The 17492-nt window shown below is 51.5% G+C and carries 14 protein-coding genes; 9 read left to right on the forward strand and 5 right to left on the reverse strand.

The genetic code is table 11. The features are described from left to right. Positions 1-195: 195 nt before the first annotated feature. The 3 genes from J1784_RS21680 to dbpA form a co-directional block, all read right to left on the reverse strand. On the reverse strand, positions 196-2232 hold the full coding sequence (locus J1784_RS21680) for a S9 family peptidase (protein WP_217150910.1): 2037 nt from the start codon (positions 2230-2232) through the stop codon (positions 196-198). A gap of 122 nt (positions 2233-2354) precedes the next feature. Next, complete coding sequence (gene yebF / locus J1784_RS21685) at positions 2355-2720, reverse strand: protein YebF (RefSeq protein ID WP_217150911.1); 366 nt, start codon at positions 2718-2720, stop codon at positions 2355-2357. A 171-nt stretch (positions 2721-2891) separates the two neighbouring features. Next, positions 2892-4274 (reverse strand): ATP-dependent RNA helicase DbpA, encoded by a 1383-nt coding sequence (dbpA, locus tag J1784_RS21690; RefSeq protein WP_217150912.1) that lies wholly within the window; start codon positions 4272-4274, stop codon positions 2892-2894. 260 nt (positions 4275-4534) lie between these two features. On the opposite strand from dbpA, the gene purT reads away from it, so the two are divergent. Further along, the gene (gene purT, locus J1784_RS21695) at positions 4535-5713 is read left to right on the forward strand and encodes a formate-dependent phosphoribosylglycinamide formyltransferase (RefSeq protein ID WP_217150913.1); all 1179 of its coding nucleotides are present in this window, start codon (positions 4535-4537) and stop codon (positions 5711-5713) included. Positions 5714-5811: 98 nt separating this feature from the next. Here the strand turns inward: purT and J1784_RS21700 are convergent, their stop codons facing one another. Next, positions 5812-5994, reverse strand: coding sequence for a YoaH family protein (locus J1784_RS21700; RefSeq protein WP_217150914.1), 183 nt, complete (start codon positions 5992-5994; stop codon positions 5812-5814). 190 nt (positions 5995-6184) lie between these two features. On the opposite strand from J1784_RS21700, the gene pabB reads away from it, so the two are divergent. From pabB to J1784_RS21720, 4 genes are all read left to right on the forward strand, one after another. Continuing rightward, on the forward strand, positions 6185-7564 hold the full coding sequence (gene pabB / locus J1784_RS21705; RefSeq protein ID WP_217150915.1) for an aminodeoxychorismate synthase component 1: 1380 nt from the start codon (positions 6185-6187) through the stop codon (positions 7562-7564). Then, the gene (locus J1784_RS21710; protein ID WP_129638516.1) at positions 7561-8163 is read left to right on the forward strand and encodes a CoA pyrophosphatase; all 603 of its coding nucleotides are present in this window, start codon (positions 7561-7563) and stop codon (positions 8161-8163) included. Before pabB ends, J1784_RS21710 begins: the two co-directional genes overlap by 4 nt. Before the next feature lie 207 nt (positions 8164-8370). Continuing rightward, the gene (locus J1784_RS21715; RefSeq protein WP_217150916.1) at positions 8371-9735 is read left to right on the forward strand and encodes an L-serine ammonia-lyase; all 1365 of its coding nucleotides are present in this window, start codon (positions 8371-8373) and stop codon (positions 9733-9735) included. A gap of 456 nt (positions 9736-10191) precedes the next feature. Then, entirely contained in the window at positions 10192-11784 is a 1593-nt protein-coding gene (locus J1784_RS21720) for an EAL domain-containing protein (RefSeq protein WP_217150917.1), read from the forward strand. Between the two features lie 79 nt (positions 11785-11863). On the opposite strand, the gene J1784_RS21725 is transcribed toward J1784_RS21720, so the two are convergent. Next, positions 11864-13423, reverse strand: coding sequence for a TerC family protein (locus tag J1784_RS21725; RefSeq protein ID WP_217150918.1), 1560 nt, complete (start codon positions 13421-13423; stop codon positions 11864-11866). A gap of 592 nt (positions 13424-14015) precedes the next feature. On the opposite strand from J1784_RS21725, the gene manX reads away from it, so the two are divergent. From manX to J1784_RS21745, 4 genes are all read left to right on the forward strand, one after another. After that, complete coding sequence (manX, locus tag J1784_RS21730) at positions 14016-14978, forward strand: PTS mannose transporter subunit IIAB (RefSeq protein ID WP_217150919.1); 963 nt, start codon at positions 14016-14018, stop codon at positions 14976-14978. 91 nt (positions 14979-15069) lie between these two features. Further along, positions 15070-15867, forward strand: a complete 798-nt coding sequence (locus J1784_RS21735) for a PTS mannose/fructose/sorbose transporter subunit IIC (protein WP_112291058.1) — start codon at positions 15070-15072, stop codon at positions 15865-15867. 11 nt (positions 15868-15878) lie between these two features. Next, positions 15879-16721, forward strand: coding sequence for a PTS mannose transporter subunit IID (locus tag J1784_RS21740; protein WP_120506051.1), 843 nt, complete (start codon positions 15879-15881; stop codon positions 16719-16721). Between the two features lie 96 nt (positions 16722-16817). Next, positions 16818-17276, forward strand: coding sequence for a DUF986 family protein (locus J1784_RS21745; protein WP_217150920.1), 459 nt, complete (start codon positions 16818-16820; stop codon positions 17274-17276). Positions 17277-17492: the final 216 nt, after the last annotated feature.

Raw genomic sequence — 17492 nt, forward strand, 5'->3', positions numbered from 1 at the left:
AGCAAAAAGAATGCGAAGAAAAAGCCATTGAAAACCCCGGCCGAAAAAAAGGCTGAGAAAAAAGCTAAGAAAGCTTCCGCTTAACAATGTACTTCGTAGATCAAACCCGCCGAGAGCGGGTTTTTTTATTCCCTTTTATACTTCGAGCCGCAGCGGCGTTGGCTGTGACCCGAAATACTAAGGAGAGAAATTACATTACTTTCCTGCCAGCGCCAGCACAAAAGCGTATTCCAGCGCGATATCTTCATAAGCTTTGAATCGGCCGGATTTACCACCATGCCCGGAATCCATATCGGTATGCATCAGCAACTGATTGTCGTCAGTTTTGAGATCACGTAATTTCGCCACCCATTTCGCTGGTTCCCAATATTGCACCTGAGAATCATGCAGACCAGTAGTCACCAGCATGTGCGGATAGGCCTGCGCGCGGACCTGATCGTATGGGCTGTATTGCAACATATAGTCGTAATAGGCTTTATCGTTCGGATTACCCCACTCGTCGTATTCACCGGTTGTCAGCGGAATAGACTCATCAAGCATAGTCGTCACGACGTCAACGAACGGAACCTGCGCCACGATGCCGTGATAAAGCTCCGGCGCCTGATTAATGATTGCGCCCATCAGTAAGCCGCCCGCACTTCCGCCCATCGCAAAGACCTGTCCGGCATCGCCATAACCTTCGGCTACCAGTCCTTTGGTCACATCAATGAAATCATGGAATGTGTTGAGTTTGTTAAACAGTTTTCCGTCGTCGTACCATTGCTGGCCGAGCTCCGCCCCGCCGCGAATGTGTGCCAGTGCAAAAACAAAACCGCGATCCAGTAAACTTAGGCGACTGCCGCTGAACGCCGGATCCATGCTGCTGCCATAGGAACCGTAGCCGTAAACCAGTAACGGATTTTCATTCGGCTTAAACAGCTCACGACGATATACCAGCGATACGGGCACTTTCACGCCATCGCGCGCCGTGACCCAGACGCGTTCACTGCGGTAATTCGCCGCATCGAAATCTTTCACTTCCTGCTGTTTGAGTAGCGTACGGTCATGCGTATCGAGATCCAGTTCGAACAACGAGCTCGGCATAGTCATCGAGGAATAGCCATAGCGCAGCAGTGAGGTATCAGGTTCCGGATTGTACGCCAGCCAGGTGGTATACGTCGGGTCATCAAACGCCAGCGATTTTTCTTCACCGGTTTTCCAGTGGATCTGGCGCAACTGCGTCAGCCCCTGATGACGTTCTTCCACTACCAGCCAGTCACGGAACAGGCTAAAGCCTTCAAGCATCACTTCAATGCGCGGCGCAATCAGGGTCTGCCAGTTTGCCTCTACCCCGTCTTCACTTTTATACAGCCCGAAGTTTTTACCGTCTTTATTAGAGCGAATGTAGAAATGCCCAAGGTAATGATCGAGCGCGTACTCGTGATCTTTCCGACGTGAGAGGAAGACCTGCGGTTTGGCCTGCGGATCATCAGCATCCAGGAGTAAGATCTCTGACGTCGTAGTGCTGTCGAGGTGGATCAGAATGTATTTTTCGGATGTGGTTTTATCCAGCCCGACGTAAAAGGTGTCGTCTTTTTCTTCGTACACCAGTTTATCGGTTTTCGGATCAGTACCGACTACGTGGCGATAAACCTGATACGGCAGCAACGTTTTCTTGTGCTTGCGCACGTAATACAGCGTCTGAGAATCGTTCGCCCATTCGCTGCTGCCGGAAGTGTTTTTCAGCAGATCGTCAGTCCAGGTTTCATCATCAAGTTTTTTGAAGCGGATGTCATACTGACGGCGCGAAAGAAAGTCTTCCGCCACGGCCATCAGCTGATTATCAGGGCTGATATCCAGACCGCCCAGTGTATAAAACTCACTGTCTTTGGCGCGCTCATTGCCATCAATCAGCGTGTTCCAGTTTTCGTGTTCAGCAGCAGGCTGGCGCAGATAAATGGCGTACTCGTTGCCCGGCTCATAGCGGGTCTGATAGCGATAACCGTGTTTCACGTAGGGAACGGAATGATCCTGCTGTGCAATGCGGGCCACCATTTCGCCATACAGCGTTTCGCGCAGTGCCTGCTGTGGCTGCATGGCCTGTTCAGTAAATTCATTTTCAGCCGTCAGATAGGCCAGAACCTGAGGATCGGCGCGGTCATCGTCACGCAGCCAGTAATAGTTATCGACACGGTTATCACCGTGAATACTCAGGGTTTGCGGGCGTTTTTCAGCCTTTGGAGGTGTCATCATCTCGGGATCTCTTTGTCCTCTTTGCGGTGTAACAAGAGTGACAGGTTTAGACAGGGAAACCAAGAGACGTCAATGCGGGGGAAATAATGCGTCCGCTATGGATTAACGGACGCAGTCGGTACTTATAACGGCGCGCTGTAGCTGATTTCGCCAATCTGACAGTTGAGGGTCACCTGATAGGTTTTATCGGTGTGATCGCCACGCACTTTCAGCGGGATATCCCATTTCGCATTAGTGCCGCTGATGCTGTCCGTCACTACCCACGCAACCGGCGTGGAAGTGCCCAGCACTTTTTTATCCGCATCCCAGCGCGGAATACGGTTTTGCAGGAAATCACGTTTTACCAGCGCCGCTACATCGTCTTTAGTGGCGGTGGAACACGGTGTGACCGTTGCCGTTCTCACTTCAGGCTCATCAGCCTGTGCCACCTGGCTCAGGCCGCTCATTCCTGCAACGGCCATCGCAACGCCCAAGATTATCTTTTTCATCGTTCGTCTTCCCAGTCCTTGTCGTTCATTCAGTTGACCTTGCCGGAGTCGCTGGCCTTGTAAAAAATAGCCCTACGGAATACAAGGTCATCGCTTGCGTTAGATAATATAATCCTCAACAAGGCAATAACACAACATTAACAACAAGACGCCCGATGCTAAGACAAACTCTTAACGTAAAATAATGGCCTTACAGTTTTTGCCTTTGATTTTTCCTTCCTGCAAACGCTGTAATGCTTTCTTCGCGCTTTTCTGGCGGATCGCAACATAGGCGTGTACCGGGAACATATCGATTTTACCGACTTCAGCGGCGGTCAGTCCCGCATCACCTGTCAGGGCACCCAGAATATCGCCGGGACGAATCTTAGCTTTACGGCCGCCATCAATACACAATGTTGCCATTTCAGGATCCAGCGCCACCGGCGTTGCGGCCAGTGCCTGCGCGGCAGGCTGCCAGGTGAAACGCTGACGGGTGTAATCTTCCAGCGCGGTCACTCGCGGCATTTCCTGCGGCGTTACCAGGCTGACAGCCATACCACTCGTTCCCGCACGACCGGTACGGCCAACGCGGTGAACGTGAACTTCCGGGTCGAAAGAGAGTTCGTAGTTGATTACCAGAGCTAACTGTTTGATGTCCAGTCCACGCGCGGCCACATCCGTCGCCACCAGCACACGACAGCTGCCGTTAGAGAAACGCACCAACACGCGGTCGCGGTCGCGCTGTTCGAGGTCACCGTTCAGCGCCAGCGCACTGATGCCTTTTGCCTTCAGGTCATCACAGACATCCTGACAATCGCGTTTGGTGTTACAGAACACCACGCACGACGTTGGCTGGTGCTGATATAGCACTGCGGCCAGCAGCGACAGGCGCTGATGTTTATCCGCTTCGATAAAGACCTGCTGAATATCAGCAATGTCGTCTTCGCCTTCTATTTCCACTTTCAGCGGCTGACGCTGGAATTTGGAACTGATGCGCTCAATGCCGTCCGGATAGGTCGCGGAGAACAGCAGCGTCTGACGATCCTGCGGCGTATAACTGACCACATCTTCGATATCTTCGCTAAAGCCCATGTCCAGCATGCGGTCGGCTTCATCCAGTACCAGCACTTTCAGTTCATCGAGCTTGAGGGTGCCTTTACGCAGATGTTCCTGAATACGGCCCGGTGTACCTACTACGATGTGTGGCGGATGCACCAGCGATTCGAGCTGTGGCCCGATCGGCTGGCCACCACAGAGGGTCAGAATTTTGATGTTCTGGGTAAAGCGCGCCAGACGGCGTAACTCTTTGCTGACCTGGTCGGCCAGTTCACGGGTCGGACACAGCACCAGCGCCTGAGCAACAAACTGTGAAACGGTAATGCTGTTCAGCAAACCGATACCAAAGGCGGCCGTTTTGCCGCTGCCGGTTTTGGCTTTGGCGCGAACGTCCTGACCTTGTAGAATAGCAGGCAAAGAGGCTTCCTGAATCGGGGTCATTTCGGTGTAACCCAATTCATTCAGGTTGGAAAGTTGCTCAGCGGGCAATGTCAGGGCAGAAAAGGAATGCGTGCTCAAGGCGATAACTCTTTATGTGAGGCAAAAATCGGGGCAGCGGCAGGAAGTCTGACGCCATGGTTTGGCTAAATGATAACAGAGACGCTCGACGGCTGCCTTAAACGGCAGAAAACAGGCTGAAAAAATCCTTCAAAACACCTTTTTGTTATCCTGAGAATTTTATCTTATGCGCCGCGCAATCGTTTTCGTCGTCAAATATTTCAGATATACTGCGCGCCGAAATTCCTGTTATCACTCATCTCAGATTTGGGTACGAAGCTATGTTAACCATTGGTACTGCACTGCGCACCGGCGCCACACGCGTCATGTTATTAGGCTCTGGCGAGCTGGGTAAAGAAGTGGCCATCGAATGTCAGCGTCTTGGCCTGGAAGTGATTGCGGTCGATCGCTACGCCGATGCACCGGCAATGCAGGTCGCTCATCGCAGCCATGTGATTAACATGCTCGACGGCGATGCGCTGAAAGCGGTTATCGAAACCGAACGCCCTGATTTTATCGTGCCGGAAATCGAAGCTATCGCCACCAGCATGTTGGTAGAGCTGGAAAAACAAGGCCACAACGTCGTGCCTTGTGCCGAAGCGACCCGCCTGACCATGAACCGCGAAGGTATCCGCCGTCTGGCTGCCGAAACTCTGAAATTGCCGACATCGACGTATCAGTTCGCTGACGATGAAACGTCTTTCCGTCAGGCCGTCGATGCTATCGGTTATCCGTGCATTATCAAACCAGTCATGAGTTCTTCGGGTAAAGGTCAGAGCCTGATCCGCGGTGCCGACCAGTTGCAGACCGCATGGGATTATGCGCAGCAAGGCGGGCGTGCAGGCGGCGGACGCGTGATTGTTGAAGGTCTGGTGAAGTTTGATTTTGAAATCACGTTGCTGACCATCAGTGCCGTTGACGGCATTCACTTCTGCGCGCCAATCGGTCACCGTCAGGAAGACGGTGATTACCGTGAATCCTGGCAGCCGCAACAGATGACAGAACTGGCGTTACAGCGTGCCAAAGATATCGCAGAAAAAGTCGTGAAAGCGCTGGGCGGTAAAGGCCTGTTCGGCGTTGAGCTGTTTGTTTGTGGCGATGATGTTGTCTTCAGCGAAGTCTCCCCTCGCCCACACGACACCGGCATGGTGACACTGATTTCTCAGGATCTGTCTGAGTTTGCGCTGCACGTGCGCGCCTTCCTCGGCCTGCCGGTGGGGAAAATCCGCCAGTTCGGCCCTTCTGCATCCGCCGTCATTCTGCCTGAGCTTACCAGCAACAATGTCACCTTCAGCGGTCTGGAAAATGCGCTAACTGGTTTCAATCAGGTGCGTCTGTTTGGCAAACCGGAAATCAGCGGTAAACGCCGTCTGGGCGTGGCCCTGGCGATTGCAGACAATGTTGAAGAAGCCGTTGAACAGGCCAAACAAGCGGCTGCAGCGGTGATTGTTAAAGGCTAAGCGTTCACAACGCTGAGACGAAAAAAAACCGGACGCCTGAAAAGGGTCCGGTTTTTCTTTGTCGCGACGCAAGCCGCGACGCAAACTGTCAGCCAGTTTTATTCGTCGTCTTCGTCATCAAAAATGACGGTCACGCGATCGCCCTGATGCTTCGCGCGGATTTCTGCCGCAACGGTCGCAATGGCTTCGCCACTGCTCATACCGGTTTCCATTAACTGGCGGATACGATCGGCGGCCTGTTCTTGTTCCTGATGTGAAAGTGAAGGCATACCTGTCAGCATGGGAGTTTCCTGTTGTGCATTGATTGGTGCACATTTATGAGTGCAAAGAAGATAACAAAAGCCCGCGCAATGCGGGGTTGCACAGTATACGCCTTATTAACGCAAATCGCCTGCGCTGCTTTCAGGTCACCGGATCTGTGTTAGGATCGGCCTAAAATACGTCACCGCGCCAGAGAAGCTCAAACCTGCCATGCAAGTCACCCAGTCTGTTGTTTTTCATTCATTACCTTATCAGCCAGATGCCCTGACAGCGCGCTTCACACCGCTTTCGGCCCTGCCCTGGGCGATGCTTTTACATTCAGGCTCCGCGCAACATCAGCATAACCGTTTTGATATTCTGGTGGCTGACCCGCTGATAACCCTGACCACCCGTGGCGGGCTGACGCAGATTGAACAACATGGCGTGCAGCATTCCCGGAATGACGATCCCTTTTCGCTGCTCAAAGAACAGCTGGCGGCCTGCGGACTGCACGCGGAAAGCTCGCCGGATTTTCCGTTTCTTGGCGGCGCTCTCGGATTGTTCGGCTATGATTTAGGACGCTGCATTGAGGATTTGCCACAAATCGCGGAGCGCGATATTGAACTGCCGGATATGGCTGTCGGAATTTACGATTGGGCGCTGGTTGCCGATCATCATTTGCAGCGCCTTACGCTGATTTGTCATGGGGATATTTCTGCCCGTTTGCGCTGGCTTGATGAGCATAATCGAATTCGCTCTGCGCCAGCGCCTTTCCGACTGAATGCGTCGTGGCAGGCAAATATGAGCCGTGAACAATACGGACAAAAATTCAGGCAGATTCAGGAATATATCCGCAGCGGCGATTGTTATCAGATAAATCTAGCGCAACGATTTTCAACGGATTACAGCGGCGATGAATGGCAGGCTTTTCTGCGTCTGAATCAGGCCAACCGCGCGCCATTCTCAGCGTTTTTGCGTCTGCCGGAAAACGCCGTGATCAGTCTCTCGCCGGAGCGCTTTATCTGGCTGAAAGAACATCAAATCCAGACACGTCCGATTAAAGGCACCCTGCCGCGCTGCGAAGATCCGGCGGAAGATGCACGACAGGCAGAACGGCTGGCGGGATCGGAGAAAGATCGCGCTGAAAACCTGATGATTGTTGATTTGCTGCGTAATGACATCGGGCGCGTCGCGGTACCCGGCAGCGTACGCGTGCCGGAGCTGTTTGTGGTTGAACCTTTCCCGGCGGTACATCATCTGGTCAGCACAATCACCGCGCAGTTACCTCAAGATTGCCATCCCGCCGCCTTGTTACGCGCCTGTTTCCCCGGTGGTTCCATTACCGGCGCGCCGAAGGTACGGGCGATGGAAATCATTGAAGAACTTGAGCCACATCGTCGTAATGGCTATTGCGGCAGCATCGCGTATATCAGCTGTTGCGGCACCATGGACAGCAACATCACCATCCGCACACTGCTCACGTCACAAGGAAAAATTCATTGCTGGGCAGGCGGAGGGATTGTGGCGGACAGTCAGGAACAGGCAGAATATCAGGAAACTTTTGATAAGATTGCCCGTATTCTGCCTCTGTTAGGAGAAGCACAATCGTGACATTGCTGGAACAGCACGCGCCAATTCAGACACTTTCCCCCGCCGTGGAAGATTTTATTTTGCGCTTTCAGTTGCAGCAACCGCGCCAGCCCGCTCCGGCGCTGCGCGGAACCCGTCATGCTGCCGTGCTGATCCCGATTATTTGCCGCCCCGAGCCGACGCTTTTACTGACACGCCGCTCTGATCAGCTGCGTAAACACGCCGGACAGGTCGCTTTTCCCGGCGGCGCGGCGGATGCCTCTGACGCGTCGATCATCGCCACCGCCCTGCGTGAAGCACAGGAAGAAGTCGCCATTCCGCCAGAACAGGTTTATGTATTAGGCACGCTTTCGCCACAAGACAGCAGCAGCGGTTTTCGGGTCACGCCGGTCGTCGGACTGTTGCCCGTCGATGTACCGCTGCATCCGGCTGAAGATGAGGTCGCCGAGCTGTTTGAAATGCCGCTGCGGGAAGCCTTTGATCTGGCGCGTTATCACCCTCTGGATATCCATCGCCGGGGCATTCATCACCGCGTGTATTTATCCTGGTATCAGCAGCAATTTGTCTGGGGTCTCACCGCCGCCATCATCCGCCAGCTCGCCGGACAGGTTGAAGTCTGAGCGCCCTGATTACATAGCGATCACACTTTTGCATCAAATAAGTTTATTTCATGCGAAAAATGAAACTTTTGCCTCTCAGCCCTTTTAAACTATAAGTCTATCCATAAGAACAAGAGAGCCGTCCATAACGACGACATCTCGCCGTTGTTCATTTATGGAAGCCAGGGATCCCGTTCCCTGCCGCAATCTATTACAGGAGTATTCGACGTGATTAGCGTTTTCGACATGTTCAAGGTCGGGATTGGCCCTTCCAGTTCCCATACTTTGGGCCCGATGAAAGCCGGTAAACAGTTCGCTGATGACCTGCTGGAAAAGGGCATGATGCCTGCCGTTACGCGTGTCGCCGTGGACGTTTTTGGTTCTTTGTCCCTGACAGGCAAAGGCCACCACACAGATATCGCCATTATTCTGGGCCTGGCCGGTAACCAGCCAGACACCGTCGACATTGACGGCATTCCACATTTTATCCGCGACGTTGAGCAACGTGAGCGGTTGCCGCTGGGCACAACCCAGCATGAAGTGGATTTCCCGCGCGATACCGGCATGGTGTTCCGCGGTGAGAATTTGCCGCGACACGAGAATGCCATGCAAATTCATGCTTTTGCTGGCGATAAAATGATTTACAGCAAAACGTATTATTCTGTTGGCGGCGGTTTTATCGTCGATGACGAACATTTCGGTCAGCCGGTTCTCGATGAAGTCACGGTGCCTTACAGCTTTAATTCGGCCAGTGAAATGCTGGCCAAGTGCAAGGAAACCGGGCTGTCATTATCCGGACTGGTGATGCAGAACGAACTGGCGCAACACAGCAAGCAGGAAATTGACCAGTATTTCGAGAAGATCTGGCACACCATGCAGGCGTGTATCGATCGCGGTCTGAACACCGAAGGCGTGCTGCCGGGCCCGTTGCGGGTTCCGCGTCGTGCTTCTGCCCTGCGCCGTATGCTGGTTTCCAATGACAAACTCTCCAGCGACCCAATGAATGTGATCGACTGGGTAAACATGTTTGCACTGGCAGTTAATGAAGAAAACGCTGCAGGCGGACGTGTTGTGACGGCACCGACCAACGGCGCGTGCGGCATTGTGCCGGCGGTGCTGGCCTATTATGACCAGTTTATTCAGTCGGTCAGCCCGGACATTTACCTGCGCTATTTCCTGACTTCCGGCGCTATCGGCATTCTGTATAAAATGAATGCGTCGATCTCAGGTGCAGAAGTCGGTTGCCAGGGCGAAGTGGGCGTGGCGTGTTCGATGGCAGCCGCTGGTCTGACGGAACTGCTCGGCGGCAGCCCGGAACAAGTGTGTGTCGCTGCTGAAATTGGTATGGAGCACAATCTCGGTCTGACTTGTGATCCGGTGGCCGGACAGGTTCAGGTGCCGTGCATTGAACGTAATGCCATTGCTTCCGTAAAAGCGATTAACTCGGCCCGAATGGCGTTACGCCGTACCAGCGAGCCAAGAGTTTCTCTGGATAAAGTGATCGAAACCATGTACGAAACCGGTAAAGATATGAATTCAAAATACCGTGAAACTTCGCGTGGTGGTTTGGCTATTAAGGTTCAGTGCGACTGACGCTGATGTCGTTGATTTAGCGGTTTCCTGCGGTACTTCAGCTGAAGTATTTTCAGCCGTTTTGCCGCAGGAAATACCAGCCGGACGACAGCAGGCAGCAATAAAACCTTCGCTAACGACAACCTGTTGTATTATCAATACATAATGGAAGTGTTACTTGCAATATGCCCTGCAGGTACGGCATGCTGTTTTCCGCCTGATTTTCCCGATCAGTGAGCCTCTGAATACAGAATAATAAATGCCGGGACTGACAGAAAAAATTTAAGTGACAACGTCACTTAGGCTGATTTTCTTTAGTTTTAACGCAGGAAATGAGTGTTTTTTCCGCAACTCAGGCAGAGCATCCGACGATTTACAGCTACTATCAACTAAAACACACTGGCTGTTACGCATCGGTAAACCTTTAAAAAAATAATTTTGAGCCTGCAATTAACACGGGATAAAAGGATTAGAACGATGCTGTTCTCCCAGACCGGACTTGCGAAGTATCGCTACTATCGCATTGCGCTTGCCTGCGCGATGGGGATATGTACTTTGCTTCTGACTCTTGGCATTCGAATTTACGAACAAGCTCAGGTCATCGCAGAAGACCAACAACATGTCGCGCTTCATACCGTCCAAAAGCTGGAAAAACTACTCGAACCTGCGTCACCTGCGGGGAAAGCGGTTCCTCTGGATCTGACTCTCGGTTGTAATGTTCTGCAACCCATCCTGCAGCAAAATGTCGCCCGTATGCAGACGCTGCGCTCAATCAGCCTGGTCAGTGACGGCAAACTCATCTGTTCAAGTCTTGTCGGCCCGCTGGATCTTAGCCTCAGCGATACGTTACCGTCTTTTTCTCTGGGAATAACACAGCTTGAACTTCGCGCGTCAAAATGGAGTCGCGTGGACACCCCGACGCTCATTCTGTGGCATCCCTCCACGCCGGATAATCGCAACGGCGAGCTGTTTGTTTATAACATCGGCATATTGTCGAATTTCCTGCTCGAACCGCAGCCTCCTTACGCCAGCCATATTGTATTAAACGTCGGGAAGCAAAATCTCGAATATGGCAAAAATGAGATAATCAGCAGCAATAACCTTCCGCAACCTCCGCTACTGAGCGAGCAATCGCAAAAATATGATTTCTCGGTCTCTATTTTTGGAGAAAAAGCCAGCGAACTGGCCTGGAACGAACTCCCTTCGCATCTGCCACTTTCAGTGTTAATCAGTCTGCTGACGGCAACCGCGGTGTATCTGCTTTCCGGCAGCCGGATAAGCCTGGCCTATCCGATCAGTCACGGCATTTCGCACCGCGAATTTAAGGTCTATTGTCAGCCGATTATTAACAGTGATGACGGGCGCTGTATCGGTGTGGAAACGCTGATGCGCTGGAAAAACCGCAGACAGGAATGGGTATCGCCTGATGTCTTTATTCCGCTGGCTGAACAGCACGGATTAATTATCTCGCTAACCCGCTATCTGATTAAAACCGTTGCCGATAATCTGGCGGTCTTCCCGGCTACTCCGGGTTTTTATGTCAGCATTAACGTGGCGGCTCAGCACTTCAATAATATGGAAATCGTGGATGATATCCGCAAACTGTGGCTTCCGGCGCAGCCTTCGGTTTCCCTGATGCTTGAACTGACCGAGCGCACGCGTCTTCAGGAATTGCGGGCTGCGGAAATTTCGCAGCTGAAAGAGATGGGGATCCTGCTGGCTATTGATGATTTTGGTACCGGCCACAGTTCGCTGAGTTATCTCAAAACGCTAAACCCGGACGTGCTGAAGATTGATCAGGCGTTTACGGCCTCCATCGGTACGGATGCGATCAATGCAACCGTCACGGATACTATTATCACGCTGGCACAACGCCTGAATTTAAAGCTGATTGCCGAAGGGGTGGAAACCCGCGAACAAGTTGATTATCTGCGTAAGCGCAAAGTGGATTCGTTGCAGGGCTACTACTTTGCACGCCCGATGCCGATAGAAGTGTTCCCGGTCTGGCTGGAGCGTTACCGGAAATCGACTCAAAATATGGAACCTCAGAATATTCAGGGCGCGGTCTGATCCCGCATTCTTCATGCTATTTCAGGTATAAAAAACGGCGACCGGAGTCGCCGTTTTACATTCAGATATTACGCCAGATTTAGTGGTTTTCGTCCCACACGTCTTCTGACTTAATCCGGGTGATGCGCACACGCTCGATACGGTAATCTGTCACCTCGAGGATTTCAAAATGCAGCGACGCCATTTCAATCACTTCGCCCGCGACAGGCATCTGGCCTGATTTCGAGAGCAGTAATCCGGCCAGCGAAGCAAAATCATCATCGGCATTCACCAGATTTTTGACATCGAGGATTTGCTGAAGAAGGTGCAAGTCTGTGCCGCCTTTCGCTATCCAGGACTCTCCGTCAGCAATCACGTCTGGCGTTTCATCTTCGTCCGGGAACTCACCGGCGATGGCTTCCAGCACGTCCAGCGGCGTCACCAGCCCCTGAATCACACCAAACTCGTTGCTCACCACCACCAGACGACCTTTGGCTTTACGTAATACCGCCAGCAGGTTGATGACATCCATGGTTTCCGGTACCACAATCGGCGGCGTTTTTTCAGCAAAAGCCACGATGCTCTCACCGTTTTCCAGCGCGACCAGCAGGTCTTTCGCCCGCACCACACCGATCAAGTCATCCAGAGAATGGCGGCAAATCGGGAACAAACTGTGCGGGGTATCCAGCAGCTGATTACGGATTTCAGCCGGTGACTTTTCACAGTCCACCCACGAAATCTCAGTGCGTGGCGTCATGATGCTGCGCAGGGAACGCGATGCCAGTGTCAGAACACCGGTGATCATATGACGTTCTTCTTCTGCAAAAGCTTCTGATGCCGGCAGGACATCACCGACCGGTTCATCTTCGTTCTGATGCTGGCGTTTCCCGCCCATCAGACGCTGAATGGCCTCGGCGGTACGCTCACGCATCGGACGGGTAGACTGGCTTTTCAGGAAGTTGCGGCGCGCAATCTGGTTGAACAATTCAATCAGAATAGAGAAGCCGATTGCCGCGTACAGGTAACCCTTAGGAATATGGAAACCAAAACCTTCCGCTATCAGGCTCAGACCAATCATCAGCAGGAAGCTGAGACACAGCACCACTACCGTCGGATGATTATTCACAAAACGCGTCAGCGATTTGGACGCCAGTAACATCACACCCATGGCAATCACCACGGCCGTCATCATTACAGCCAGATTATTCACCATACCCACTGCGGTTATGACGGCATCCAGCGAGAAGACCGCGTCGAGCACCACAATCTGCGCCACCACGGACCAGAAACTGGCATAGCCGCGATTCGGTGTTCCCTGTTCGTCATGCCCTTCCAGCCGCTCGTGCAACTCAGTTGTGGCTTTAAACAACAGGAACAAACCACCAACCAGCAGGATCAGATCCCGCCCTGAGAAGCTGAACTGCGCAATGCTAAACAGCGGCGTGGTCAGTTTGACCATCCACGAAATCAGCGACAGCAGGCCAAGGCGCATAATCAGCGCCAGCGAAAGACCAATAATACGGGCCTTATCACGCTGCTTAGGCGGCAGTTTATCTGCAAGAATGGCAATAAAAACAAGGTTGTCGATACCCAGAACAATTTCCAGTACGACAAGCGTCAGCAAACCGACCCAGATTGAAGGGTCCATCAAAAATTCCATGTCAGACTCCGCAATGAGTTAAAGAAAAATGACGCAAAGAAACGCGTGACGTCAGGCGGTCAGAAGACTTGCCAGAAGGAGTCACGACAAAAATGTCAGATGAAAGCGGTTTCAGTGCGGCAGTAATCAGGCCTATTGGGGCGGATTTGCCGGTAAGAATGAGGTGATAAAGCGAAGAATAGTGACGTCGGTGACAGTCCATAGGGAGGGCTGAGGCCCGGTACTCCTGTTCAATGATTCGGAAAATCACTCTATCAGGAATGATTATTTGAATAAAGTGTGATTTTTTACGATCCGCATCATTTTGAAACATCTATGCTGTTTTAATGTGCAATGTGAAAACGTATTCACAATACGTCGTTGAATAACGGACAACCGTCACAAAAATTATTTTTTCGCACACTAAAATAAATCACGTCGCACAACCTGTTGAGGTTCTGCCATTTTACTGTTTCGCAGTCTTATCAGAAATTAAGGAACGTTAGTACGCAGGGATTGCCCTGTCCGCCTCAGGAATAAAAACGGGCGGATATCATCAGCACCATTACTTATGTGCATAACTCTTTTCAAGAGTTAACAGAGGAGGTAGCGAGTGAGTATTGCTATTATCATCGGCACGCACGGGTCAGCAGCTGAGCAGCTGCTGAAAACAGCGGAAATGATTTTAGGTGAACAAGATAATGTCGCCTATATCGATTTCGTTCCCGGCGAGAACGCCGAAACCCTGATCGAAAAGTACACGGCAAAGTTGGGTGGTTTAGACACCAGCAGCGGCGTCCTTTTCCTGGTCGACACCTGGGGTGGCAGCCCGTTCAATGCCGCCAGCCGTATTGTTGTCGATAAAGAAAATTACGAAGTTGTCACTGGCGTTAACATCCCGATGCTGGCAGAGACTTTCATGGCTCGCGATGACAACCCTTCTTTCGCAGAACTGGTTGCCATTGCAGTAGAAACAGGTCGTATCGGTGTGAAAGCGCTGAAAGCCCCTGAGCCTGCAGCCGTTGCCCCTGTTGCCGCCCCTGCGCCAAAAGCAGCCGCCCCGGCGAAACCTGCCGGCCCGAACGACCATATGAAAATCGGCCTCGCCCGTATCGATGACCGTTTGATTCATGGCCAGGTAGCGACCCGCTGGACCAAAGAAACCAACGTGACCCGCATTATTGTTGTCAGCGACGAAGTGGCTGCCGATACCGTGCGTAAAACGTTACTGACTCAGGTTGCTCCTCCTGGTGTTACTGCACACGTTGTCGACGTTGCGAAAGCCATCCGTGTCTGGGATAACCCAAAATACGCTGGCGACCGCGTGATGTTGTTATTCACTAACCCGACTGACGTTCTGCGTTTAGTTGAGGGTGGCGTGAAAATCACTACCGTAAACATCGGTGGTATGGCTTTCCGTCAGGGTAAAACTCAGGTGAATAACGCAGTATCTGTCGACGAAAAAGATATCGAATCATTCAAGAAATTGAATGAAAAAGGTATCGAACTTGAAGTGCGTAAAGTCTCTACAGACTCCCGCCTCAAGATGATGGATCTCATTAATAAGATGAATTAATAAGCACATCGAAATTGTGCAGATTCCCTCAACGTTATCTGCCTGATGTGCCTGTTTATACTCAGCGTCCTTTGGTCATAGGAGAAGTGCAATGGAGATCACCACACTACAAATTGTGCTGATATTTATTGTTGCATGTATTGCCGGGATGGGTTCGATCCTGGATGAATTTCAGTTTCACCGCCCGTTAGTTGCCTGTACTTTGATCGGTTTTGTTCTTGGTGATGTTAAAACCGGGATCATCATCGGTGGTACTTTGGAAATGATTGCACTTGGCTGGATGAACATCGGTGCTGCTGTTGCGCCGGATGCCGCCCTCGCCTCTATCATTTCTACCATTCTGGTTATCGCAGGTGGACAGTCCGTCGGTGCCGGTATCGCACTGGCTATCCCGCTGGCGGCTGCCGGTCAGGTATTAACCATTATCGTTCGTACTATCACTGTTGCCTTCCAGCACGCAGCGGATAAAGCGGCTGAGAAAGGTAATCTGAACGCCATTACCTGGATCCACGTTTCTGCGCTGATCCTTCAGGCAATGCGTATCGCAATCCCTGCAGTGATTGTTGCTGTGTCTGTGGGTACTGCAATCGTTCATGACTTGCTGGCTTCTATCCCTGAAGTGGTCACCAACGGTCTGAACATTGCTGGTGGTATGATCGTCGTGGTGGGTTACGCCATGGTTATCAACATGATGCGTGCTGGCTACCTGATGCCATTCTTCTACCTTGGTTTCGTTACTGCCGCGTTCACCAACTTCAACCTGGTTGCACTGGGTGTGATTGGTGTGGTGATGGCTGTTCTTTACATCCAGTTGAGCCCGAAATACAACAAGTCTGCGCAAGCAGCGGCGGCACCGGGTGTTAACGATCTCGACAACGAATTGGATTAAGGGTGAAGGACATGGTTGATCAAACTGCAGTTAAAAAACTCACGGCCAGCGATATTCGCGGTGTGTTTATGCGCTCCAACCTTTTCCAGGGGTCATGGAACTTCGAACGTATGCAGGCTCTGGGCTTCTGCTTCTGTATGGTGCCTGCCATCCGTCGTCTCTACCCTGAAAACAATGACGATCGCAAAGCGGCTATCAAACGCCACCTGGAATTCTTTAACACCCATCCTTACGTTGCTGCCCCGGTTCTGGGTGTAACGCTTGCGATGGAAGAACAGCGTGCTAACGGCGCACCTATCGACGACGCGGCCATCAACGGCCTGAAAGTGGGTCTGATGGGTCCTCTGGCCGGTGTGGGTGACCCGATCTTCTGGGGTACTGTACGTCCGGTGTTTGCTGCACTCGGCGCAGGTATCGCGATGACCGGCAGCCTGCTGGGTCCGTTACTGTTCTTCGTTCTGTTTAACCTTGTACGTCTGCTGACCCGTTACTACGGCGTGTCTTACGGCTACAAAAAAGGTGTCGATATCGTTAACGATATGGGCGGCGGCTTCCTGCAGAAACTGACTGAGGGGGCGTCAATTCTCGGCCTCTTTGTCATGGGGGCCCTGGTTAATAAATGGACGCACGTTAATATTCCGCTGGTGGTGTCGAAAATCACCGACCAGACAGGCCATACTACGGTTACCACTGTCCAGACGATTCTGGATCAGCTGATGCCTGGTCTGGTGCCATTACTGCTGACCTTCGGCTGTATGTGGCTGCTGCGTAAGAAAGTTAACGCCTTGTGGATCATCGTTGGCTTCTTCGCCATCGGTATCTTCGGTTACTGGATTGGCCTGTTAGGGCTCTGATAACCGCTAAGCCGGGGGATCATTCCCCCGGTTTTTTTTATAACCTGATTTTGCTGTTTTTTGATTTGCCTTTTGTGACCGTAAGCTGGAGTTTTCATGTCTGTTACCGATATTGTCCTCGCGCTATTCATCCTCCTGTTACTGGCCTACGCCATCTTCGATGAGTTCATCATGGGGACTAAAAATGGTGAAACGCGGCTGCGTGTGAATCTCAGACGCCGCAATAAGCTGGATTCCATTATCTTCATCGGTCTGCTGGTTATCCTGCTATATAACAATATCCATGCTAATGGTACTGCTGTAACGAATTACCTGTTAATTGGTCTTGGCCTGATTGCTTTCTATCTTTCGTTCATCCGCTGGCCAAAAATGCTGTTCAAACCGAAGGGTTTTTATTTCGCGAATACCTTCATCACCTACGACAGGATCCGTAGCATGAACCTGTCAGAAGACGGTGTACTGGTATTTGAATTAGAACAGAAAAAGTTATTAATCCGCGTTAATGAACTTGACGATCTGGAACGCATCTACAAGCTAATGGTTGAAAATCAGTAATTTAGTTTTAGTCGCCCGTCTATCAGTTATAGCCATAGGTATATTTATGGCTTTACTGCTTAAGCTTCGAGATAATATCACCCCACTAATATAACTGTTATTTACCCCTACAATAAAATTGTCTTTCCCCTCCAGGTAATAATCCACCCCGGATATATAAACCCTTATTTTATTTGTTGTTGTCCTGAATAAAAATATCATGATAAGGTTGCGCCG

Source organism: Rahnella ecdela, from assembly GCF_019049625.1.
In the GTDB taxonomy this organism is placed as follows: Bacteria; Pseudomonadota; Gammaproteobacteria; order Enterobacterales; family Enterobacteriaceae; genus Rahnella; species Rahnella ecdela.

Bases quoted from the DNA above. Each gene is read 5' to 3' on its own strand.
- J1784_RS21735 (WP_112291058.1), top strand. From the start codon at position 15,070: ATGGAGATCACCACACTACAAATTGTGCTGATATTTATTGTTGCATGT.
- J1784_RS21740 (WP_120506051.1), top strand. From the start codon at position 15,879: ATGGTTGATCAAACTGCAGTTAAAAAACTCACGGCCAGCGATATTCGC.
- J1784_RS21700 (WP_217150914.1), bottom strand. From the start codon at position 5,994: ATGCTGACAGGTATGCCTTCACTTTCACATCAGGAACAAGAACAGGCC.
- J1784_RS21720 (WP_217150917.1), top strand. From the start codon at position 10,192: ATGCTGTTCTCCCAGACCGGACTTGCGAAGTATCGCTACTATCGCATT.
- J1784_RS21680 (WP_217150910.1), bottom strand. From the start codon at position 2,232: ATGATGACACCTCCAAAGGCTGAAAAACGCCCGCAAACCCTGAGTATT.
- J1784_RS21745 (WP_217150920.1), top strand. From the start codon at position 16,818: ATGTCTGTTACCGATATTGTCCTCGCGCTATTCATCCTCCTGTTACTG.
- J1784_RS21725 (WP_217150918.1), bottom strand. From the start codon at position 13,423: ATGGAATTTTTGATGGACCCTTCAATCTGGGTCGGTTTGCTGACGCTT.
- purT (WP_217150913.1), top strand. From the start codon at position 4,535: ATGTTAACCATTGGTACTGCACTGCGCACCGGCGCCACACGCGTCATG.
- pabB (WP_217150915.1), top strand. From the start codon at position 6,185: ATGCAAGTCACCCAGTCTGTTGTTTTTCATTCATTACCTTATCAGCCA.
- yebF (WP_217150911.1), bottom strand. From the start codon at position 2,720: ATGAAAAAGATAATCTTGGGCGTTGCGATGGCCGTTGCAGGAATGAGC.